17 protein-coding genes and 1 tRNA gene are annotated in these 22,308 nt (G+C 73.5%); 12 read left to right on the forward strand and 6 right to left on the reverse strand.

Annotated elements, in window-relative coordinates:
• Nucleotides 1–96 precede the first annotated feature (96 nt).
• Nucleotides 97–1,122, forward strand: a complete 1,026-nt coding sequence (locus B056_RS0118025) for an alpha/beta fold hydrolase (RefSeq protein WP_230203054.1) — start codon at nt 97–99, stop codon at nt 1,120–1,122.
• An 853-nt stretch (nt 1,123–1,975) separates the two neighbouring features.
• The gene (locus B056_RS0118030; protein ID WP_230203055.1) at nt 1,976–3,262 is read left to right on the forward strand and encodes an ABC transporter substrate-binding protein; all 1,287 of its coding nucleotides are present in this window, start codon (nt 1,976–1,978) and stop codon (nt 3,260–3,262) included.
• 51 nt (nt 3,263–3,313) lie between these two features.
• Here the strand turns inward: B056_RS0118030 and B056_RS0118035 are convergent, their stop codons facing one another.
• From B056_RS0118035 to B056_RS0118050, 3 genes are all read right to left on the reverse strand, one after another.
• Complete coding sequence (locus B056_RS0118035) at nt 3,314–3,799, reverse strand: NUDIX domain-containing protein (protein WP_018503267.1); 486 nt, start codon at nt 3,797–3,799, stop codon at nt 3,314–3,316.
• A gap of 50 nt (nt 3,800–3,849) precedes the next feature.
• Nucleotides 3,850–6,345, reverse strand: coding sequence for an alpha-amylase family glycosyl hydrolase (locus B056_RS0118040; protein WP_018503268.1), 2,496 nt, complete (start codon nt 6,343–6,345; stop codon nt 3,850–3,852).
• A gap of 378 nt (nt 6,346–6,723) precedes the next feature.
• Nucleotides 6,724–8,283 carry a Kelch repeat-containing protein gene (locus B056_RS0118050; protein WP_026239830.1) on the reverse strand — a complete coding sequence of 520 codons (1,560 nt, stop codon included), beginning with the start codon at nt 8,281–8,283 and terminating at the stop codon, nt 6,724–6,726.
• 540 nt (nt 8,284–8,823) lie between these two features.
• Between B056_RS0118050 and B056_RS0118060 the strand changes: the two genes are divergently transcribed.
• Together B056_RS0118060 and B056_RS0118065 are read left to right on the forward strand one after the other, a co-directional pair.
• Complete coding sequence (locus B056_RS0118060) at nt 8,824–9,201, forward strand: nitroreductase/quinone reductase family protein (protein ID WP_018503272.1); 378 nt, start codon at nt 8,824–8,826, stop codon at nt 9,199–9,201.
• Entirely contained in the window at nt 9,201–10,397 is a 1,197-nt protein-coding gene (locus B056_RS0118065; RefSeq protein ID WP_018503273.1) for an SDR family NAD(P)-dependent oxidoreductase, read from the forward strand. The genes B056_RS0118060 and B056_RS0118065 overlap by 1 nt, the downstream gene beginning before the upstream one ends.
• Before the next feature lie 40 nt (nt 10,398–10,437).
• On the opposite strand, the gene tyrS is transcribed toward B056_RS0118065, so the two are convergent.
• Together tyrS and B056_RS0118075 are read right to left on the reverse strand one after the other, a co-directional pair.
• The gene (gene tyrS / locus B056_RS0118070; protein ID WP_018503274.1) at nt 10,438–11,733 is read right to left on the reverse strand and encodes a tyrosine--tRNA ligase; all 1,296 of its coding nucleotides are present in this window, start codon (nt 11,731–11,733) and stop codon (nt 10,438–10,440) included.
• A 277-nt stretch (nt 11,734–12,010) separates the two neighbouring features.
• Nucleotides 12,011–12,086, reverse strand: a tRNA-Leu gene (locus B056_RS0118075).
• A 165-nt stretch (nt 12,087–12,251) separates the two neighbouring features.
• Here B056_RS0118075 and B056_RS0118080 point away from each other — a divergent pair.
• The 7 genes from B056_RS0118080 to B056_RS0118110 all read left to right on the forward strand — a co-directional run bounded on the left by B056_RS0118080 (nt 12,252) and on the right by B056_RS0118110 (nt 20,316).
• Nucleotides 12,252–12,854, forward strand: coding sequence for an ANTAR domain-containing response regulator (locus B056_RS0118080; RefSeq protein WP_026239833.1), 603 nt, complete (start codon nt 12,252–12,254; stop codon nt 12,852–12,854).
• Nucleotides 12,851–14,554, forward strand: a complete 1,704-nt coding sequence (locus B056_RS0118085) for an ABC transporter substrate-binding protein (protein ID WP_018503276.1) — start codon at nt 12,851–12,853, stop codon at nt 14,552–14,554. Before B056_RS0118080 ends, B056_RS0118085 begins: the two co-directional genes overlap by 4 nt.
• 155 nt (nt 14,555–14,709) lie before the next feature.
• Nucleotides 14,710–15,918, forward strand: coding sequence for a branched-chain amino acid ABC transporter substrate-binding protein (locus tag B056_RS0118090; protein WP_230203056.1), 1,209 nt, complete (start codon nt 14,710–14,712; stop codon nt 15,916–15,918).
• Nucleotides 15,919–15,966: 48 nt separating this feature from the next.
• Nucleotides 15,967–16,896 carry a branched-chain amino acid ABC transporter permease gene (locus B056_RS0118095; RefSeq protein ID WP_018503278.1) on the forward strand — a complete coding sequence of 310 codons (930 nt, stop codon included), beginning with the start codon at nt 15,967–15,969 and terminating at the stop codon, nt 16,894–16,896.
• Nucleotides 16,897–16,961: 65 nt separating this feature from the next.
• A complete protein-coding gene (locus B056_RS0118100) occupies nt 16,962–18,491 on the forward strand; it encodes a branched-chain amino acid ABC transporter permease (protein ID WP_018503279.1) in 1,530 nt (509 codons plus the stop codon).
• A complete protein-coding gene (locus tag B056_RS0118105; protein WP_018503280.1) occupies nt 18,488–19,324 on the forward strand; it encodes an ABC transporter ATP-binding protein in 837 nt (278 codons plus the stop codon). The genes B056_RS0118100 and B056_RS0118105 overlap by 4 nt, the downstream gene beginning before the upstream one ends.
• Before the next feature lie 140 nt (nt 19,325–19,464).
• A complete protein-coding gene (locus tag B056_RS0118110; RefSeq protein ID WP_154677111.1) occupies nt 19,465–20,316 on the forward strand; it encodes an ABC transporter ATP-binding protein in 852 nt (283 codons plus the stop codon).
• A 286-nt stretch (nt 20,317–20,602) separates the two neighbouring features.
• Here the strand turns inward: B056_RS0118110 and B056_RS0118115 are convergent, their stop codons facing one another.
• Nucleotides 20,603–21,097, reverse strand: a complete 495-nt coding sequence (locus B056_RS0118115; RefSeq protein ID WP_018503282.1) for a PaaI family thioesterase — start codon at nt 21,095–21,097, stop codon at nt 20,603–20,605.
• A 71-nt stretch (nt 21,098–21,168) separates the two neighbouring features.
• Between B056_RS0118115 and B056_RS0118120 the strand changes: the two genes are divergently transcribed.
• Nucleotides 21,169–22,236 (forward strand): LLM class flavin-dependent oxidoreductase, encoded by a 1,068-nt coding sequence (locus B056_RS0118120; RefSeq protein ID WP_018503283.1) that lies wholly within the window; start codon nt 21,169–21,171, stop codon nt 22,234–22,236.
• The last annotated feature ends 72 nt before the right edge of the window (nt 22,237–22,308 follow it).

Below are 22,308 nucleotides of genomic sequence, written 5' to 3' on the forward strand. Positions count from 1 at the left end.
GGTTCCGGCTCCGGACGGCACCCGGGGCGCCTAACGTCGATCCGACCGGCGATCGAGCACAGGGGGGCGTGCCGAGGCATGGGCGACAGCACAGGCGTGGGAGACGGCACGGGCGTGGGAGACGGCACGGGCACCGGCGGGAACACGCCCGCGGGTGTCGGCGCGCCGGCCGGCGGCGAGCCGGTCATGGTCTCGAAATGGGCCGACCTGGACGGCCCCGTGCACTACACGGAGTTCGGCGCGCCCGGGACCACCGTCGGGAGCCCGCCGGTGGTGTGCGTCCACGGACTCGGCGGGTCGTACACCAACTGGCTCGCGCTGGCACCGCTGCTCGCCTCGACGTCCCGGGTCCTCGCGCCCGACCTCGCCGGCCACGGCCGCACCCCGCTCGGCGGCCGCGGTGCCGACGTGGCGGCTAACCGTCTCCTGCTGGACCGCTTCCTGGGCGAGGTGGTGGGCGAGCCGGTGATCCTCGTCGGGAACTCGATGGGTGGTCTGATCGGGATGCTGCAGGCGGTGCACCGCCCGGAGTCGGTGCGCGGGCTGGTCCTGCTGGATCCCGCGCTGCCCCTGCGCCGCGGCGACTGGCCGGAGCCGCTGGTCGTCGCGTCGTTCGCCACCGTGATCCTGCCGGGGCTCGGGGCGTGGGCGCTGGCCCGCCGCCGGGCCCGGGTCGGCCCCGCCGGCACCGTCGCCCAGACCCTGCGCCTCTGCGCGACGGATCCCGCCCGCATCCCGGCCAGCGCGGTCGAGGCGTTGGTGGACATCGGTCACGAGCGGGCGGGCATGGACGGGGTCGAGCGCGCCTACGTCGCGGCCGCCCGGTCGGTGGTGGGCCGGGTCGTCCGCGGCGGCCCGCTGCGGCGGCTGATCCGCCAGGTGGACGTCCCGACGCTGCTCGTGCACGGGTCGGACGACCGGCTCGTCCCGGTGGCGCTGGCCCGGCAGGTCGCCGGCCTGCGTCCCGACTGGCGGCTGGCGGTCGTCCCCGGCTGCGGGCACCTGCCCCAGCTCGAGGATGCGGCCGGGACGGCCGAGCTCCTGACGGGGTGGTGGGAACACACCCGGGACGCCGCGGCCGCCGCCGGCGCCAGTGGCGGCGTGCGTGGAGCGCTGGCGTGAGGCGGCGGTGCGTCGAGGTCGGGGCGTGAGGCCGCCGGAACCCGGGGCCGAGGATCGGATTCGACCGGCCGGCGGGTTGTCGTGTGGGTTTTCTCGCATCACCCCGGAGGTTCCGCCCGACGTTACCGGGGCCGGTGACGTGATGCCGGTCGCATCTTCCTCGGCAGTGGCTGGTAAGCAGCGTCCCGGAGCGGGTCCGGGGACCCGCTCCGATCATCGCCTTGACAGCTTGAAAACGACATGAGAACAATCATTGGCTCTTTCGAGCGGAACGGTGGGTGACTATCGGCCACGTGGAGGCGTGTCGGCGGCCCGGGATGAGTACCTGGGGCGCAGAGAGAGCGGAGCCCGGCCGCGGCGCCCGGTGTCCGGGTGGACGCGATGAGCTCCATGTCGTTGTCGCTTAATGTGACCGTCGCGGGGGCGAAGGCTCGCGATCATTGTTCTTCTGTAGCTTCAGACAACAGAGACGCTCCTTGTCCTCGGGGATGGCCGTGTCGGAAACCATGATTGGCCTTCTGTTGGCTTTGTGAAGTCGTCTCATCGCTTCCCGCTCCATGCCAACCACGTTGCTCCGGTGTGCTTCGAGGGAACCCCTGGCCGGCCGGTCGGCTAGGGGCCCGGGGTCGTCCGGGGGCAATCCGGTGGTCGGTATGTTCGCCATGTCATCCGTTCGGCCTTTGTGTTCCGGATCGGTGCTTCGCCCTGATCAATGCCCACCTCGGGTGGTGATCGGCGGCGGCGTGGCTTGTCGCCGGAACACGAGTGACCCGGTTCGGCCGCCGGTGGGCGGTGCGGGCGTGCCTGGGCATGCGGCCACCGATCGTCGTTATGTCGCCGAATGTCGTGGAATGTGGAAGGTAGCTTTGTGCTGATATTTCGTACGAGGTTGCTCGCCGCGGCGCTCGTGACTGCCGCCGTGGCGGCGGCCTGTGGCTCCGGTGAGTCCTCCGGCGTGGACGCGACGGCGTCGCCCTGCGCTCCCGGAGTCACGGACGACGAGGTCAACGTCGGGATTCTCTACCCGGACACCGGGGTGCTCTCGGCCCAGTTCACCGGCTACCGGTTCGGGGTCGAGGCCCGGTTCGCCGAGGCGAACGCGACCGGCGGCGTGGGCGGCCGGCAGGTTTCCACCATCTGGCGGGACGACCGGTTCGACGCCGCCGGTAACCTGCAGGCGGCCCGTGATCTGCTCCGCGAAAATGTGTTCGCGGTTCTCGAGTACACCGCGCATTCCGAACAGTCCACGCCCTTCCTGCACGACAAGGGAATTCCGGTGGTGGGCATCGGGGACCAGGCGGCGTGGGCCGACAACGACAACATGTTCCCGCTCGCCTATCAGGTCGACGACACCGACGCGACCAGCACTCTCGGGGATTTCGTCCGGGCCCAGGGTGGCACGCGCGCGGCGATCATCACGACGGCGATCACCGAATCGGCGGTCATGTACGCCCAGAACGCCCGTCGCAGCCTGGAGGCGGCCGGCATCCCGATCGTCTTCGCGGACACCGACGCGAGCTCCGCGGGGAGCTCCCCGGAAGCCGTGGCGCGGATCGTCGGCAGCGGTGCCGACACGCTGATCTCGCTGGCCTCGCCTGACCTCTACACCGGCGCGGTGACGGCGGCGGCCGCGGCGAACCGGCCGTTCAAGGTGGCCCTCTCGCCCATCACCTACGACACGCAGCTGCTCAACACGCCGACCGCGCGCGCGCTGGTCGGCACCTACTCGACGGTGGGCTTCAGCGCGATCGAGCGGAACCTGCCCGCCCACCGCGCCTACCTGGCCGCGATGACCACCTACGCGCCGGAGATCCAGCCCCCGACCCAACTGAGCTCGATCTACGGCTACATAACCGCGGACCTGTTCCTGCGCGGCCTGCAGGCGCAGCAGGGCTGCCCCACTCGCGAGTCCTACATCAGCGGGCTGCACGGGTTGACCCACTACGACGCGGGCGGGCTGCTCAACGGGCCCGTGAACCTGGCCGCCGGCCAGCGCACGGTCGACCTGTGCACGGACTTCGTCCGGGTCGCCGCCACCGGGAGCGCCTTCGAACCGGTCGGCGCCAAGCCCCTGTGCGGCCGGGTGATCGGCGGTGACGCCCAGGGCGCCGGCGGGTCCGCGCCGACCGGGCGACAGTAACCCCCACGGCGGCGCAGGCACCTCCCGTCGCGGTCAGCCCGTTCTCCGGTGTCAGCCCGTTCCGGTCAGCGCGGGCCAGGCGGCGCGCAGCGCCGGGAGCAGCGGGAGCGTGAGCGCCTGGCTCGCCGACACCCAGCGCCAGCCGGCGGTCTCCCAGTTGGCGGCCGCCGGCTCGAACGTGTCCGCCACGTTCAGGACCAGCGTGGTGTAGGACCACTCGCCGTGGTCGTCGACGTACTCGTGGGTCGGGGTGGCCTCCGGGGAGACGCCGGCGGGCAGCGGCCCGAGCTCCTCCTCGGCCTCCCGCAGCGCCCCGGCCAGGGCGGACTCCCCGGCCTGCAGCGCCCCGCCGGGCAGTGCCCAGGTGCCGCCGTGGTGCGACCGGGGATGGCGCAGGACGAGCAGGTACCGCGCGTCGGCGTCGGCGCCGCCGGCGGCGCCGTCACCGGCGGCCGCGCCGGCCCGCAGCAGTACTCCCGCGGCGCCGAGCGCGCCCCAGTGCTCGCAGCCGCGCGAGCAGAAGACGAAGCGTTCCATGGGTCAAGCTTGCCTCCGCGACGGTGCCCGGCGTCCGCGGCTGCCGAAAATCAGCGCGCGCGGCTGCGCCGGGTCAGCGCGGTCCTGAGGCCGGCGCCACGCCGGCGGCGGCGGAACACCACGGCCCCGGCGGCCGGCAGGTCGACCCGCACGCTGTCGCCCCGCGGGGACAGCGAGCGGCGTGGGCCGCCCGCCCGGCCACCGAACCGCGGCGCGTCGGTGTCCAGCACCGGCTTCCACCGCCGGCCGGCCAGCGCCGGATGCGACAGCCCGAACCCCGGCTGCGGCTCGTTGCGCAGGCTGACCACGACCAGGATCTCCTCGCCGCGGTCCCAGCGCCGGAACGCCAGCACCCGCGCGGTGTCGTCGGCGCCGATCAGCTCGACGGCGCGGGAGCGCAGCGCCGGGCTGCCCAGCCGCAGCCCGACGAGCGCCCGGTAGCAGGCGAACAGCGCGGCGCCCTCGCCCGCGCGAAGCCCGGCGAGGTCCTCCTTGGCTTCGGCGAACCCGTCGTGGGTGTAGGGCTGGCGGGCTCCCACCTCGTCGCCCATGAGGAACATCGGTGTGCCGGGCGAGAGCAGGGTCAGCGCCGCGGCACAGCGCAGCCGCGCGAACGCGAACCAGGCCGTCTCGCCGTGCAGCGGCGCGTGGTCGACGGCGACCAGGATGTTGCGGGCCGAGTGCTCGGAGTTTCCGGCCTCGTCGTGGCTCTCGGTGTAAACGACCGTGTGGTCCGCGGCGGCGGTGAACGCCTTGGCGAACAGGCTCATGGCCAGCGGGCCGGCGGGGTCACGCCCCGCGGTGTGCAGCAGCTTGGCGTACTCCGGGCCCTCGCCCTTGTCACCGACGAGATGGTGGTAGAAGTCGACGTACCAGTGGGCGTCGAAGCCGAGCCCGCCGGACTCGGCGGGGCGGGTGACCTCCGCCCAGCCGGAGTGGTCCTCGGCGATGAGGATCACCTCCGGGTCGACCAGGCGCAGCGTCTGGCACAGCTCGCGCAGGAACTTGCGGCCGGCGATGTTCGCCGCCGGCACTTCCCGCCCGTCGGCGTGCAGGCTGTTGTAGGCGTGGATGGACGTCGTCTGGTCCACCCGCAGCCCGTCGATGTGGAACTCGTCGAGCAACGCGACCGCGCTCGCGACGAACAGCGCGCGCACGTTCTCGTCGCAGTAGCGCGGTGCCCAGCCCGAGGAGACGTTGTCGAGGTAACCGCCGTCCGGGTGCGGGTGGTCGCTCGCGGTGCCCTCGTACCAGTAGTAGATGTTGCGCTCCGGCGCGGTGCTGTCGTACTGCCAGGCGGAGCGCTGCGCGTTCGGCGTGTAGTGGTTGTAGACGACGTCCATCAGGACGGCCACGCCGCGCCGGTGGCAGGCGCGCACGAACCGGCGCAGTGCCGCCCGCCCGCCGGCGCTCTGCTTCACCGCCAGGAAGTGCGAGCTGCCGTAGCCCCAGGACCTCGTCCCGGCGAACTCGAACATGGGCAGCAGCTCGACGGCGTTCACCCCGAGGTCGGTGAGGTGGTCGACGAACGCGAGCGCGTCGGCGAACGTGCCGGCGCCGGTGTGCCCGTAACCCAGCGCGCCGACGTGCAGCTCGTAGATGACCAGGTCCTCGACCCGGCGGGGAACGGGCCGGGCCGGGTCGAACTCGTCGGCCCAGAACCGCTCGTCGTCCTGGGTGTCGACGACGACCGAGCAGCTCACCGAGCCGTCGAGGTCCTCGGCCGGGCCGTCGTGGTGGGCGCCGCAGGGATCGGCGTCGCCGGTGCCGCACTGCTGCGCCGAGTACATGTCCGAGCGCCAGGCGACGGACCCGTCGTCGCGGGTGACGCGGTAGAGGTAGCGCCGCCCGACCCAGTCGGCGAAGCCGGGCGCGGCCGCCTCCCACCAGCCGCCGCCCACCCGGCGCATCGGCAGCCGGGTGAGCAGCTCGTCCTCGCCGTGGCCGTCGTCGGCTATGTAGCCGCCGGGCCCGACGAAGGCCACCTCGACGGCGAGCGCGTGCGGCGCCCAGGCCCGGAACCGGATCCGCTCCCGCGGGTCCGAGCCGCCGGGGGTGCCTGAGCCGCCGGGGCCGCCCGAGCTGGCGGGGTCCTCCGGGTCGAAGGGCCGGACGCGCCGGGCGCCGTTGTGCCGGTGGGTGGCGAGGCGGAACTCGGTGCGCACCACCGGCCCGCTTCCCGGGCCGACCTCGAACCGCCGGACCTGCTCGGTCGCCCCGGCCTCCGGGACCTCGGCTGGGATCCCCCACACCTGCGAGCCGTCGGGACGGATCAGCCAGACCCCCCAGTCGAAGGTCCGGGAGACACCGGCGTCCACGGTGACGCTGGCCCGGTAGGCGGCGCAGCCGTCCTCGGCGGTGAACTCCGTCATCGGCGTGGACGACCAGCTGCCCGCCCGCAGCCCGTTTTCGTCCCAGCTGCCGACCAGCCGGGCTCCCGCCGCGATCCGCCGGCCGACGCCGGTGCGGTAGACGACGTCCACGCGGACGGCGCCGGTGGAGGGTGACGGGCCCACCGGCCGGTCGGCGCCCTGCTCTGTCGTCACGTCGTCCCATCGGGTAGACCTCGGCCGGCGGGCGTGGCCTGCCATGTCTGCCCAAGAATGTCACGTTTCGTACCGACAACGGCGTGGCGGGTTCGCCCGTCCGGATGACGCGGTGTCGCCCGGGGGCCGGGCGCGCGGGTGGGCCGCGATCGCGTTCGCCGGCGTGGGCCCGGACCGGGCCGGTGACCAGCGCGAAGGCCAGCCAACCGGCGCACACCACGCCCGCCGCGAGCACCGCCGTCCCGGCAATGGCCCACGCGCACGCGTCGGCGCTGTTCCCCGCGTGGATCCGCGGAGAACAGCGCCGGCGGCTGGTGCCGATCAGGTCGGCGTCACGTCACCGCACGTGACGTCGGAGTGTCATCTCCCTCACTTCCCTCACTCGCCCAGGGCCGCGGCGGAGTCGAGCGGGGCGCCGGAACCGGACGTCCCACCCGCCACGTAGACGCGGCCGTCCCCACCGGTCGCCGCGCCGTGGCCGGAACGTGAGGTGAGGGCGCTGCTCGGGCCCGTGGACCAGCGGTCGTCGTCCGGGGTGAACACCTGGGTGGAACCGACGGTGTCGCCGTCGCTGTCCTGTCCGCCGACGACGTAGACCCGGCCGTCCGGCCCGGTCGCGCCCGCGGCCCCGGAGACACCCGTGGGCAGGTCGGCGAGCTGGTCCCAGGAGCCGCCCGCCGAACCCGAGCCCGGCGTGTAGGCGTAGGCGCCGGACGACGCCTCGGAACCGGAGCCACTGCCGCCCGCGGCCAGGATCCGCCCGTCCGGCAGGCCGGCCAGCACCGGCGCGTCGGTACCGGACGGCGGTGCCTGACCCGTCGACCAGTCACCGGCGTCGGGGTCGTAGACCGCCAGGGTCGTCCCGTCGAGGACGTAGATCTTTCCGTCGGTGCCGCGGGTCGCGCTCGGCGTGCCCATCGGGCGCGGCAGCGCCGGGCCCGTCGTCCAGTCGCCGCTCGACGGCGTGTACACCTCGACGGTGTCGGACGGGGTGCCGGCGCCGCCGGTCTGGCCGCCGATCGCGTAGATCCGGCCGTCGGTGTCGGTCGCGGCGGCCAGGTGGTCACGTGCGGTCGGCAGGGCCGGGGCGTTCGACCAGGCGTCCTGCTTCGGGTCATAGATCTGGACGGTGTCGACCGGGGCACCCGCCACGGTCGCGCCGCCGTGCGTCCCGCCACCCGTCGCGCCACCCGTCCCGCCGTTCGGCGTGGCGGTCGGCGTGCCGCCGCCGGCCGGCGAGGTCGGCGAGGCGGAGGCCGTGCGTGACGTCGTGGGCGTCGTGGGGGTGGCCGGGGTCGTCGACGGTGTTGTGGGCTCGTCCGGGGACCCGTTGGGGGACAGCGGGTCGAGGTCGTCGGGCGTGCTGGTCGGCACACCCCCGTTGTTGAAGGCCGCCGGGGTCAGCCGCACGCCCGGGCTCTGCGTCGACCCGCCGTCGCCCGGCGACCCGGTCGTGGTCGGCGTCGCCGTCGGGGTGCCCGTCGGGGTGCCCGTCCGGCTGGGCGTGGCCGAGCCGCTGGGTGTCGAGCTCGCCGGCGAGCGGGTCGGCGTCGCGGACGGCGTCGCCGGCACACCCCCACCGACCGCACCGCCCGCCGTGGCCGCCTCCCCGCCAAGGAGGTAGATCCGGCCGTCACAGTCCGTGGTGGCCGCGACATGGGTGCGCGGGGCCGGCAGGTCGGCGGCGGTCTCCCAGGTGCGCAGCGGGCCGACGATGTCGGGCAGCGCCGGGCATCCACCGTCCGCGCCCGCGGACGGCTGAAGGGAGGTGCTCGTCGGGCTCGTCGGGCTCGTCGGGCTCGCCGGGCTGGGCGTGCCGGTCGGCAGGGCTCCGGCGCCCGGCGCGAGCAGCACCGGTGTCGCCAGCGCCGCCGCCAGCGTGGTGGTCAGCACCAGCGCGCGTGAGGCACATCTGCGGGATGTCTGTGACCAACTCATGGGTTCCCCCCTCCGCGGCCCCGATCGGGACCGGACCACTGGGTGGACAGGCGTGGGCGACCGCCGCCGCGAGCGCTGGCGCGCGGTGGTCGGTGCTCGAGGTCGCGGTCAGGTGCAGGTCGATGTCAGGTGCGGGTCGATGTCAGCCGGGGTCGGGGCCAGGTGGGTCGGTGCCGGGCCGGCGACGGCGATGGGCACGCAGTGTCTTCCCGCTGCTTCGAAGAGTAGTCATCGCTGTGGGTGACATCGCCGGGTCACCCGGTCCAGGTGTCCAGGGCCGCGCCGGGTGTCGGCGACCTGACCAGGGCGGGTCCGACCGACAGCCGTAGTCTTGCTGCGCGGGACGCCGTCCGGGCGTCGCCGGACCGGTACGGCGGCGGCCCGCCGACGGCCGGCGCCGGGTGGCGCCGATGTCCGCGTCGCGGCCCGCGGGTCGGCTCCCTGGACGAGTCGGCGCGCGGCGGAGCAGCACGGAGCGAGGGCCTTGGCATGGTGAGCGACCGAAGTCTGAAGACCTTGAACGCGACACACAGGCGCCTGATGAGACTGACCCGCGGCCGGCTCGGATGGCGGGCCGGCGGCATGCCCGTCCTGGAGCTCACCACGACGGGGCGCCGCAGCGGCCGGGCCCACACCGTCATGCTGACCTCCCCGCTGCGGGACGGGGACGCCATCGTCCTGGTGGCGTCGCGGGCCGGTGACGACCGACATCCGGACTGGTACCTGAACATCTGCGCCACCGCGGACGTCGAGGTCCGGGTCAGGGGCGGGTCGTGGCGGCCGATGCGCGCGCGGGTGGCGACACCGCCGGAACGGGAGCGGCTGTGGCCCCGCGTGGTCGCGGACGGCCGCTGGTACGAGAGCTATCAGGCCAAGTCGAAGCGGGTGATTCCGCTCGTCCTGCTCGAACCGCGCTGATGCGCGCCGGCGCCCGGGACACGGGCTGGAGCCTGGTCGACCTGCCGGACCAACGGGGCCGGACCGCCGTCGTCACCGGCGCGAACAGCGGCCTCGGTTTCGAGACGGCGAAGGTGCTCGCCGAGCGCGGCGCGACCGTCGTCCTGGCCTGCCGCGAGCCGGCCCGGGCCGCCCAGGCCGCGGCGCGCATCCGGGCCGTCGCGCCGCGGGCCGACGTCCACGTCGAGCCGCTCGACCTGCTCTCGATGACCTCCGTGCGCGCGGCCGCCGAGCGGATCCGGGCCGCCCACCCACGGCTCGACCTGCTCGTCAACAACGCCGGAGTGATGCTGCCCGCGCCCGGGCCGGGCGGGGTGCCCGGCCCGGGCGGTGCGAGCGGTGTCGGCGTCGGCGTCGAATCGACGTTCGGGGTCAACCACCTGGGGCACTTCGCGCTGACGGGCCTCCTGCTCGACCGCATCCTGGCCACGCCGCACTCACGGATCGTCACGGTCAGCAGCCTCGCCCACCTGGTCGGCCGGCTCGACCTGGCGGAGCTGCGCCGCCTGCCGGCGCCGGCCGCCCGGCCGGAGGACGTCCCGCCGATGGTGGTGCCGCCGGTGGTGGTGCCCGACCAGCGCGTCGGGTCGCCGGCCGAGCCGGCCGCCGCGGCGGGGCCGTCCCGGCGGGCTGTTCCCATGGGCGGGGAGTGCGCGGGCACCGCCCGCGAGGACGGCCGGGAAGCGGCCCACCGGCGGCTGCCCCGGCAGCGGCTACCGTATCCGGCGTCCAAGCTGGCGAACCTGATGTTCACCTTCGAGTTGCAGCGTCGGCTCGCGGCCACCGGCGCGTCGACGATCGCGGTGGCCGCGCATCCGGGCATCGCCCGCACCGGGCTCACCCGCAACCTCACGCCCCCGGCCCGGGTGTTCCTGGGCCGGCGCCTGGCGCCGCTGATGTCATGGCTGGTCCAGAACCCGGAGATCGGCGCGCTCGCCACCGTCCGGGCCGCCCTCGACCCGGCGGCGCGGGCCGGTGGGTACTACGGGCCGGCCGGCCTCTTCCACAGCACGGGCCCGCCCGTCGCCGTCCGATCCAGTGCCCGCTCGCGCGACGCCCACCTGCAGTACCGGCTGTGGGTGGAGTCCGAGCGGCTGACCGGGGTCACCTACGAGTTCCGCCGCAGCCTCGGACGGCCGTCGCCGTCACACGTGTGACGGCGACGGCCGCGGGTTGGCGTGACGCGGCGGTGGCGGTTCAGGAACCCAGGGCGACGATCACCCGCTGGCGCCGGCCGCGCCGCAGGCGCAGCGGGCCGGCGGCGAAGTCGTCGGCCCGGGGGACGAGATCATGGGTGACCGCGCGGTCCTCGACGTAGATGCCGCCGCCGTCGATGAGCCTGCGGGCGTCCGAGAGGGACTTGGCCAGACCCGCGCGCACCGCCGTCTCGGTCCACGTGGGCAGGCTGTCCGGGTCCAGGACGACCAGCGGCGCGCCGGCGAAGCTCTCCGCCGAGCGGGCGTCCGCGGGCAGGTCGCCCTCGCCGAAGAGCCAGGCGGTGATCTGCCGCGCGGTGGCCAGGCCCGATTCGCCGTGGACGTAGCGGGTCAGCTCCGCGGCGAGCCGCTTCTGGGCGCGCCGCTCGCCCGGCACGGCGGCGGTCGCCTCCTCCAGTTCGGTGATCTCCGCCCGGCCGAGGAAGGTCATCCGCCGTAGGAGGTTGACGACGTCGGCGTCGGTAACGTTGACGAAGTACTGGTAGAAGGCGAACGGTGAGGTGAGCTTCTCGTCGAGCCAGACGGCGCCTTCTTCGCTCTTGCCGAACTTCTTGCCGTCCGAGCGCAGGATCAGTGGCGAGGTGAGGCCGAAGGAACGAGGGCGACCGGTCTTCCTGATCAGCTCGAGGCCGGCGGTGATGTTACCCCACTGGTCGCTGCCGCCGATTTGAAGCGTGCAGCTGTACCGATCGTTCAGGGTGGCGAAGTCGAGAGCCTGGAGCAGCATGTAGGAGAACTCGGTGTAGCTGATTCCCGAGGTCGCGTTGGAGAGCCGGTTCGCCACGCTGTCCTTGGCTATCATGTAGTTGACCGTGAAGTATTTTCCGACATCGCGCAGCAGATCGATGGCGCGCAGCTGTGACACCCACTCGTAGTTGTCCACGAAGATCGGCGCGGGCACCCCGTCGCTCGCCGGCAGCAGACGCTCGAGCTGGCCACGGATGTTCGCCGCCCACTCGGCCACCGTCTTGGTCTCCTGCATGGCCCGCTCGTTGGCCTTGCCGCTGGGGTCGCCGATCAGCCCGGTGCCGCCACCGGAGAGGGCGATCACCTGGTGGCCGCGCAGCTGGAACCTGCGCTGGATGACGGCCATCTGCAGGTTTCCCAGATGCAGACTGGTCGCGGTGGGGTCATAGCCGCAGTAAAGCGTGATCGGTTCGCGCAGCATTTCTCGAATCGCCTGCTCGTCGCTGGTGTCGGCTACCAGGCCGCGCCAGACGAGCTCGTCGAACAGGTCTTCGGTCGAAGACGCGCCGACAGATTCAACGCTTTCCATGCCGCTCCACGCCTGTACATTGGAAGGATAGACAAACACAAGAAGTCTATCATGGCGTGCGGTCGGTTTTCGCGTGCTCTTGACTGTCGATTTTTTGGCTGGTAATGGCGTGCTTCTTTATGTGCGGGCGTGCCGGGTGATGCCTGTAGCCACCCGTCGGTCCCGCGGGTTGGCGTGGTGCCGGGGTGGCTCCGCCGTCTCGTCGCGGCGGCGCGGTGGGGCCGCGAAGCGGGTCGCCGGGGCCCCGAGGCCGGGAGTGGCGCGCGCGAAGATCGTTTGGTACCCCGGGTGGGATTCGAACCCACACTGTCGGTGGTTTGAGCACCGTCTCTCTGCCGTTGGAGTACCGGGGCCGGCCTGCGTCCGCGCGGGGGAACCGATGCGGAACGTCTCGTGGAGGACTCTAGCCGGGTAGGGTGCGATTCGACCTCCCGACCCGGTCAGATTACGGGTCGGCCGGTCGCAGCCCGCGTCAGCCACCCGAACGTGACGATCGCACAATCCAGGAGTTCAACTCGATGAGCCAGCCTTCCTCGACGCCGCGTCGGGTGTTGATCGCTGAGGACGAAGCGTTGATCCGGCTGGACCTCAGGGAGATGCTCCAGGAGGAGGGCTACGAGGTCGTCGGCGAGGCGGGGGACGGCGAGACCGCGGTGGCCCTCGCGGGGAAGCTGCGTCCCGACCTGGTGATCCTGGACGTGAAGATGCCGAAGATGGACGGCATCGACGCGGGCGCGCGGATCGCCAAGGAGCGCATCGCCCCGGTGGTCATCCTCACCGCCTTCAGCCAGCGCGAGCTCGTGGAGCGGGCGCGCGAGGCGGGGGCCATGGCGTACGTGGTCAAGCCGTTCCAGAAGAAGGACCTGCTGCCGACTATCGAGATGGCGATGAGCCGGTTCACCGAGATCGTCAGCCTCGAGGCCGAGGTGGAGGATCTGCAGGGGCGGCTGGAGGCCCGAAAGATCATCGAGCGGGCGAAGGGCGTGCTGCAGACCGAGCACGGAATGACCGAGCCGGACGCGTTCCGCTGGATCCAGCGGACGTCGATGAACCAGCGCCGGACGATGCGCGCCGTCGCGGAGGCTGTGCTCTCCGGTGAGGCGCTGCCCAGCTCCTCGTGAGCCCGCGCGACCCGGAGCCCGACCCGGCCACCAGGCCGGAGCGGTCCACCGGCCCGGAGCCGGTCGCTGATTCGGAGCCGGCTGTCGGCCCGGACGCGACCACCGGTCTGGAGCCGGTCGCCGGTCCGGAGCCGCGCCCGGTGTCGCGGGCGGTGCGGTCCGCCGGGCACCGGCTGGGTCAATGGGCCCGCGGGTCGGCGGGTGACACCCGGGGGCGGGTCGTGCTCGCGGTGGTGCTGGTCCTGGTGCTCGCCGTCCCCACCGGGCTTGGGCTGGGGCTTGCCGCGGTGCTGGGCGGCGGCGGCTCCGGCGCGTCCGCGACGAAGGTCGCCACGATCGGCGTGATGGCGCCACTGTCGGGCAGCTCGGCCGACGCGGGGGTGAGCGTGCGCGACGCGGTCACCCTCGCCGTGGAGGAGGCCAACCGCCAGGGGGCCGTCCCGGGCTGGAAGCTCGAGGTGGCCGCGCACGACGATCTCGCCCGCCCGGACGGCGGCGCGGCCGGGGCCGACCTGTTCGCCGACGACAGCCGGGTGATCGGGGTCGTCGGGCCGCTGAGCTCCAGCGTGGCGATGGTGTCCCTGGACAGGCTGAGCGGCGCGGGCATCCCGGTGATCTCGCCGTCCAACGCGGAGCCGACGCTGACCGTGCCGGAGAGCGCGGCGAACGCCCGCCCGTACCCGACGTATTTCCGGCTCAGCGGTACCGACGAGCTGCTCGCCCAGGTGACGGCCGACTACGCCGTGCACACGCTGGGGCGGTCCCGGATCAGTGTCGTCGACGGCGGCCCGGACTACGGCACGATCACGCTCGCCGAGCGGTTCGCCCGGCACGCGCGGGACGCGGGGGCGACCGTGCCGACGGTGCACCGGGTCGACGGCGGGTCGACCGCCGGTGAGCAGGTCCGCGAGACGGCGCGGGCCATCCAGGACGAGGCGCCCGATCTGGTGTATCTGGCGACGGGTGCCGGCTTCGCCGGCGAGCTGCGCGGGGCACTCGCGGACGAGGGGGTGGCCGTCCAGGTGATGGGCGCGGACGGCCTGCTCGACCGCGACTACGTGGAGCGCTCGGACTCCGCGGCGGACGGCGACGTCGTCGCGGACCTGTCGGTGCCGCTGTCGCGCCTCCCGGCGGCTGGTGCGTTCGTGGCGGCCTACTCGGAGCGCTTCGGCGGGCCGACGGCGGACGCGGACGGGCTCCTGCCCGACGGGACGTCCACCGAGCCGGAACCCGAGCCCGAGCCGGCGCCGCCGACCGCCGGCGCACCGTCCCGCTCCGCGTCCGCCGCTGCAACCACGGCCACGGCCACGGCCACGGTCACGGCCGACGAGGCGGGCACGCGCGGTTCCGGTGCGAGCGGTTCCGGCGCGGCGAGCCCCTCGGAGCGTGAGCTGGAGGTACGCCGCGCCCGGCGGGCCGCCCTGGCGGATCTGCGGGAGGCGGCGATCCCGCCGGTGGCGGCCTACGCCTACGACGCCGCGCGGGCGCTGATCCGGGCGGCGGCGGCGGTCCTGCCCGGCCGGGCGGAGGTCGACGCGCCGACCCGCCAGGCGCTGGTCCGCGCGGTCGGTGCCGGGGACTTCGCCGGTGTCACCGGCCAGGTCGCCTTCGACGCGAAGGGCGACGTCCGCGATCCGCGGGTGGTGCTGTACTCGGTGCTCGGTGGAAGTTTCGTCCCGTTGCAGGTTGACTCGTCCTGATTGCTGCCAGCCGCTACCAGGCGGCAAAGCACGTCTAGTACCACTTGAAGTTACGACACGCTCACTTTCAGCTTTCGCCGCTCGGGTGGAGCCGCTAGGTTTCCGCTGCGCGGAGCGCGCCCGCGCGCCGGTGGAAAGCAGCGGAAGGACGTGGCATGACGGGCAGCCCTCGCACCCCTCGACCCGGGACGAGACGGGCCGGGGTCCTTCGGCCGGTCGCCGGGGTGGTCGCGGGCCTGGCGATGGTCGGTGCGGCGTTGACCGCCTGCGGCGGCGACTCGAACGAGTCCGGTACCAAGGAGTTCCTCATCGGCTTCCAGGGGCCGTTGTCCGGGGAGAACCAGCAGCTGGGCATCAACGCCTACAACGGCGTGCTGACCGCCATCGACCTGGCCAACCGCACCGGCGGCCTGCCGTTCACCCTGCGGATCGTGGCCTCCGACGACCAGGGTGTGCCCGAGCAGGGGCCGACCGCGGCCCAGAAGCTCATCGACAACCCGGACGTCGTCGCGGTCGTCGGCCCGGTGTTCTCCGCGCCGACGAAGGCCAGCGAGCCGCTGTACAGCCAGACGGGCCTGCTGTCGGTCAGCCCGTCGGCGACCAATCCGAAGCTCACCGATCTCGGGTTCACCAGCTTCTACCGGGTGATCGCGCCGGACACGGTCCAGGGCGCCGGCGCCGCCGAGTACCTGGCCAAGGTCGTGAAGGCCAAGCGGGTCTACTCGCTGGACGACCGCAGCGAGTACGGCACCGGCCTCTCCGGGGCCGTCGAGCTCGGCCTGAAGCAGGCCGGCGTCGCCTACGCCCACGACGGGATCAACCCGACGAAGGACTACACCTCCCAGGCCACGAAGATCATGGCGGACGGCGCCGACGCCGTCTACTACTCCGGGTACTACTCCGACTTCGCGCTCCTCACGAAGGCCCTGCGCAGCAAGGGATACGACGGGGCGATCCTCAGCGGCGACGGCTCGAACGACGACCAGTACATCCGCCAGGCCGGCGCGGCGAACGCCGAGGGCACGCTCATCACCTGCCCCTGCTCGGACGCCAACACCGACCCGGCCGCCGCCGGCTTCGTCAGCGAGTACAAGAAGGTCAACAGCGGCCTGAAGCCGGGCACCTACTCCGGCGAGGCCTACGACGCCACCAACGCCATCGTCTCGGTGCTGCGCAAGCTCGGGACGGGCGCCAGCCGTGAGTCGGTGCTCGCCGACTTCGGCTCGGTCGACTTCCCCGGGGTGACCAAGCGGATCCGCTTCGAGCGCAACGGTGACGTCCGGGGCTCGACCGTCTACGTGTACGAGGTGAAGGACGGCCAGCGCGTGGTGCTCGGGCCGGTCAGTTCGCTCGTCAAGCCGTGACCGGCCCTCGGGGGCCCGTCCGGTCGCGGCCACGGCGGAGGGTGGGGCATGGGCTCGGCTGAGCAGATCAGCCAGCTCACGATCGACGGTCTCATGGTGGGCGCGCTCTACGCGGTGATCGCCCTGGGGTACACGCTCGTCTACGGGGTGCTGCAACTGATCAACTTCGCGCACAGCGAGGTGTTCATGCTCGGCGCGTTCGGCGGGCTCTTCGCCAGCCGGGCGCTGGTCCCCGCGGGCGCCACCCCGTCCGGTCTGACCTCGGCCGGGCTGGTGCTGTTCGGGCTGGTGGCGGGCGCGCTGGCCGGCGCCGCGGCGGCGTACGCGCTGGAACGGTGCGCCTACCGGCCGCTGCGCCGCCGCGGCGCACCGCGGCTCGCCTATCTGATCAGCGCGATCGGGGCCTCGCTGTTCGCCTTCAACCTGGCCGGCAAGGAGTTCGGCCGGCAGAGCGTCCCGGTACCCGACCTGTTCACCAACGGGACCGTCGTGACGGTGTTCGGCGCGGAGATCTCCACCCAGTCGCTGGTCATCGCCGGCACGGCGCTGGCGATGCTGCTCGCCGTCGACCACCTGGTGGCCGGCACCCGGCTGGGGCAGTCCGTGCGCGCGGTGGCCCAGGACGCCGAGTGCGCCGGCCTGATGGGCGTCGACGTCCAGAAGGTCATCGTCGTGACGTTCGTGCTCGGCGGGCTGCTGGCCGGCGCGGGCGGGTTCCTCTACGCGATGACCTTCAACGCCTCCTACACGATGGGGTTCGTCCCGGGGATCAAGGCGTTCACCGCGGCGGTGCTCGGCGGCATCGGCAACGTGCGTGGCGCGGTCCTCGGCGGGTTGCTGCTCGGTCTGGTCGAGAGCTTCGGCGGCTACCTGTTCGACGCCTCCTACAAGAACGTCATCGCCTTCACGATGCTGGTGCTGGTGCTGCTGGTACGCCCGTCCGGTCTGCTCGGGACCAGGCTCGGGCGGCCGGCGTGAAGCTCCGCCGGCCCGGGCCGCGGCGGACTCCCGCGGTCCGGGAGCGTTCCGTCCGATCTCATTCCGTGCGGGCGCGGAAGGCCCGGTCGCGGCGGGCCCAGCTGCGCGAACTGCGGTCGTGGGCGGCCCGGCCGGGGGGTGCGCCCTGGCCGGTGGTGGCCAGGTCACCGGCGGCCCGGCGGCTGGGCGCCTGCCTGTTCCTGGCCGTGATCGCCGCGGTGGCGACAGGCCCGTCCGGGGACGCCGACCGTCCACTGGCGGGGATCGAGGGCTCGTTCACACCCGCGCGGGCGGCCGGGTTCGCCGCCGCGGGGCTCGCGCTGTGGGCGCTGTCGATCGGTGCCGACCGGCTGACGACCCGGCTCCGGTCCGCCGGCCGCGGTGCCGTGCCGTCAGCCGGTGCCGTGTCGTCGACCGGTGCCGTGTCGTCGACCGGTGCCGTGTCGTCAGCCGGTGCCGCGTGGGCGTCGTTCCGTCGCGACCGGTGGGTGCCGTTCCGCCGTGGCCGGTGGGCGGCGCCGGCGGGCAACCTGGCGCTGCTCGGCGTGGCCGTGGCGGTTCCGCCGCTGCTGTCGACGGCGGCCCAGCAGGCGCTGGTCAGCGAGATCGGGATCTACGCCCTGCTCGCCCTCGGCCTGAACGTCGTCGTCGGCTACGCCGGCCTGCTCGATCTCGGCTACATCGCCTTCTTCGCGATCGGCGCCTACACCACGGCCTACGTGACGTCGGCGGACGCCATGCCCTGGCACGCGCCCTGGCAGGTCAACCCGTTCTTCGCGCTGCCCGTCGCGCTGGTCGTGGCGGCCGTCGCGGGTGTCGTGCTGGGCGGCCCCACGCTGCGCCTGCGCGGGGACTACCTGGCCATCGTGACCCTCGGGTTCGGTGAGATCGTCCAGCTGCTCGCGAACAACGCCGACGGTGTCACCGGCGGCCCGCGCGGCGTGTTCGGCCTGCCGCCGCTGTCGGTCGACCTGCCGGGCGCGCACTACTCCTGGGGCCTGAAGCCGTTGCCCTACTACTACCTCCTCGTCGCCCTGATCGTGCTCGTCATGGTGGTCTTCGGCCGGTGGGAACGCTCCCGGACCGGCCGGGCCTGGACGGCGATCCGCCAGGACGAGGTCGCCGCCGAGGCCACCGGCGTGGCGACGATGCGGATGAAACTGCTGGCCTTCGCCGTCGGCGCGTCCGTGTCGGGCTTCGCCGGCGTGGTCCTGGCCACCAAACAGTTCTTCAACCCGCAGACGTTCGGCCTGCAGTCCTCGCTGCTCGTGCTGACCATCGTGATCTTCGGTGGGATGGGCTCGCGGCTCGGCGTGGTCCTCGGGGCGCTGGTGCTGCAGGGCACGGCGTTCCTGCTGCGCGACACGGTCCCGCCCGCGGACCGTTACATCTACTTCGGCGCCGTGGTGGTCCTGATGATGATCTTCCGCCCGCAGGGCCTGCTGCCATCGCGGGGTCCGCGGGCGGCCGCCCGCCCCGGCTCGGCCGCCGCCCCGCGGCGACCGGCGGTGGCAGCAGGCCCTGCGGCACCGGCGGGAAGCACGGCACCCGCGGGAAGCACGGCACCCGCCACGTCGACCGAGGCGGCGGGGTGACCGGCGGGCCCATCCCCGGTCCGCGGCCCTCGACGCCCCGCGCCCCGGTCCTGGACGTCCGCGACGTCACTCTGCGCTTCGGCGGGCTGACCAGCCTGGACGGCGTCTCGCTGCGCCAGGACCGGGGGAGCGTGCTGGCCGTCATCGGCCCGAACGGGGCCGGGAAGACATCGCTGTTCAACTGTCTGACCGGTGCCTACCGGCCGCAGTCGGGCAGCGCGCGCTTCTGGCCGGCGGACGCAGAGGTCGAGCTGGTCGGGCGGTCCCCGCACCGGGTCGCGCGGCTCGGTGTGGCCCGGACGTTCCAGAACATCCGCCTGTTCCCGGAGATGTCGGCGGTGGAGAACGTGCAGGTCGGCGTCGAGGTGCGGGCCCGCGCGGGGGCGCTGCGCGGACTGGTGCCGACCCGGGGGGTGCGGCGGGAGGAACGGGAGATCCTCGACCGCTGCCATGAGCTGCTCGACTTCGTCGGGCTGGGCCACCGGGCCGAGCGGCCGGCGGCCGCGCTGGCCTACGGGGAGCAGCGGCGGCTGGAGATCGCCCGGGCGCTCGGAACGTCGCCCTCGCTGCTGCTGCTCGACGAGCCGGCCGCCGGCGCCACCGCCGCCGAACGCGCCGACCTCGTCACGCTCATCCGCGCCGTCGCGGGCCGGGGGATCTCGGTGCTCCTCATCGAGCACGACATCCGGCTGGTGGCCGCGGTCGCCCGCGCGATCGTCGTGCTCAACTTCGGCCGGGTGATCGCCGCGGGACGTCCCGACGAGGTCCGGGCCGACCCCGCGGTCGTCGAGGCCTACCTGGGCGAACCGGACGAGAGGCGGGACGCGCCGTGACATCGGACAGGAACCCGTCGGACGGACCGCCGCGCGACGACTTCCCGCCGCTCGACGACCTGCCACCGATCGGGAACACCCGGCGCGCCCGAAGCGTGCCGGTGTTCCGGAACACGCTCGCGGCCGGGACGTTGGTCGACCTGACCGTCCCCGAGCGGCCGCTGCTGGACGTGCGCGACGTCGAGGTGGCCTACGGGGCCGTCACCGCGCTGCGGGGCATCTCGCTGCGGGTCGACCCGGGTGAGGTGGTGGCCCTGCTCGGCGCGAACGGAGCCGGGAAGACCACCACGCTGCGGATGATCTCCGGGCTCCTGTCGCCGGCCCGCGGCTCGGTCTGGTTCGACGGCACCCACCTGGCCGGCACCGGCGGTGACAGCGGAAACAGTGCCGGTGCCGGCGACACGCGGGACCAGCCGGGGCTGCCGGTGCACCGGATAGCCGCGCTCGGCATCAGCCACGTGCCCGAGGGGCGGCGGATCTTCCCGGCGATGACGGTGGCCGAGAACCTCGCGATGGGCGCCTACACCGACCGTCGCCGGGCCTGGGACCGGGCCGGCCGCGACGCCCGCCAGGAGGCCCGCCGGGACGTCCGCCGTGGCCTCGACCGGGTGCACGCGCTGTTCCCCCGCCTCGCCGAGCGGGACCGCCAGCCCGCGGGCACGCTGTCCGGCGGGGAGCAGCAGATGCTGGCGATCGGACGGGCGCTGATGGCCCGGCCCCGGCTGGTCCTGCTGGACGAGCCCTCGCTCGGGCTGGCCCCGAAACTGGTCGCGACGATCTTCGAGGTGATCGAGGAGATCAACACCGGTGGGGTGACCGTCCTGCTGGTGGAGCAGAACGCGGCGGCGGCGCTGCGGATCGCGCATCGGGGCTATGTCCTGGACACCGGCCAGGTGGCGCTGACGGGCAGTGCCGACGAGCTGGCCCGCGACCCGCGGGTGCGCGACGCCTACCTGGGCAGCCCGAGTGATTCCGACGCGGTGGCACCCTAGTGCCACCGATGCCGCGGCCGTGGCTTGCGGTGCCTGTGGCCTGCGCTTTGGTGAATGCCCGGGGTGGACTTTGGTGCCGTCCGAACCTTCCCCGTGCCCGGCGTTTTCTACTCATCCGCCCCGGGCGTCCACCAGCAATCGACGGTAGCAGGGCAGCTGTGCGCACCGTCCACCGCGTCCGTTCACCGCGTGTCTGTTCACCGGGTGTCCGTTCACCGCGTACCCGGTCAGCCCGTACCCGGTCGGCGGGAGCCGGTCGGGGAGTGGCAGGTCGGCGGGTAGCGGGTCAGTCGGTGCCCGGGCCCGGGCTGACCCGGCCCGTCGGAACCTCGCCACCGCCCGGTGGGCGATCGCGCAGCATGCAGGTCAGCCGACAGGTGCACACGCCCCGGCCGGCCTCGTCGGTGATCCGGATGTCGTAGGTGGCCAGCGTCGACCCCCCGTGCACCCGGGCCGCGACCGCCGTCACGACGCCGTCGCGGACCGCGCGGTGGTGCGTGGCGTTGATCTCGATCCCGACGGCGATCCGGTCGGGCCCGGCCGACAGCATCGAGGCGACCGAGCCGACGGTCTCCGCGAGGGCCACCGAGGCACCGCCGTGCAGCAGGCCGTAGGGCTGGCGGTTGCCGGCGACCGGCATGGTGGCGACCACGCGCTGCGCGCTCGCCTCCGTCAGCACGATCCCCATGCGTTCACTGAGCTCACCGCGATGTTCGTTGAGCTCGTTGAGCACGCTGAGCTGATCGTCCGTACCCGCCGCGGTTCTGGACACGTCAAGCACCCTAGTTCACCTTCGCCCCGGTCGGCGGAGATGGTCGTCACCGGGGGCCCCGCCGGTAGGGTCGAGAAGTCGTGGATGCCGAGGCGGGGGCGCGGGATGCCGGTGCCGGGGTCGCCCTGGAGCAGCTCGGCTTCCTGACGATCGGGCTGTTCGACGGGAACGACCCCGGTCCGGGGCACCAGTCCACACTGCGGATCATCGAACTGGGCGAGCGGCTCGGGTTCGACAGCGCCTGGCTGCGCCACCGCCATCTGCAGTACGGTGTGTCGTCCCCGATCGCGATCATGGCCGCCGCCACCCAGCGGACCAGCCGGATCCAGCTCGGCACAGCGGTCACGCCGCTGGGCTGGGAGAACCCGCTGCGGCTGGCCGAGGACCTCGCCACCGTCGACATCCTGTCCGGCGGCCGGATCAACCCCGGGGTGAGCGTCGGGCCACCCATGTTCTACGAGCGGGTCAGGGAAGCGCTCTACCCGGACACCGGCGACCGCGAGGACTTCACCTACGAGCGTGTGGTCCGGCTGCTGCGGCATGTGGCCGGCGAGCCGGCGAGCGGGTTCCGCGGTGCCGAGGGCTTCGAGCAGTTCTCCGACCAGGTGCAGCCGCACTCGCCCGGCCTGCGCTCCCGGATGTGGTACGGCGGTGCCGGCGTCGCGTCGGCCGCCTGGGCGGGCGAGCACGCCATGAACCTCCTGACCAGCAGCGTCGTCCGCGCTGTCGGGGACGGGGACACCGCCCACCCGGACGATTTCGCCACCGTCCAGCGAGCCCACATCCGGGCGTTCCGCGCGGCGCATCCCGACGGCCCGGCGGCGCGGGTGTCCCAGGGTCTCGTGGTGATCCCGACCGACAGCGCCACCAGCGGCCAACGCGCCCGCTACCAGGCCCACGTCGACGCCCGCACCCCGCGGACCTTCAGCCCGCAGGGGCCGCAGCGGATGCTGTTCGCCCGCGATCTGCTCGGCACGTCCGAGCAGATCGCCGAGGCCCTCTACGCCCACGCCGGCTTCCGCGAGGTCACCGAGGTCGCCTTCGCCCTCCCCTTCACCTTCGAGCACGAGGACTACGTCCAGATCCTCACCGACCTGGCCGAGAAGCTGGGCCCCGCCCTGGGCTGGGAACCGGGGAACTCCAGCTAGCGCCGCGCGCGGACCAGACCACCTCGTGGTCGGGCGGCGGTACGCGCGTTCGGCGCGTCCGGACGGCCGGGC

It is taken from the genome of Parafrankia discariae, from assembly GCF_000373365.1.
Classification (GTDB): domain Bacteria; phylum Actinomycetota; class Actinomycetes; order Frankiales; family Frankiaceae; genus Parafrankia; species Parafrankia discariae.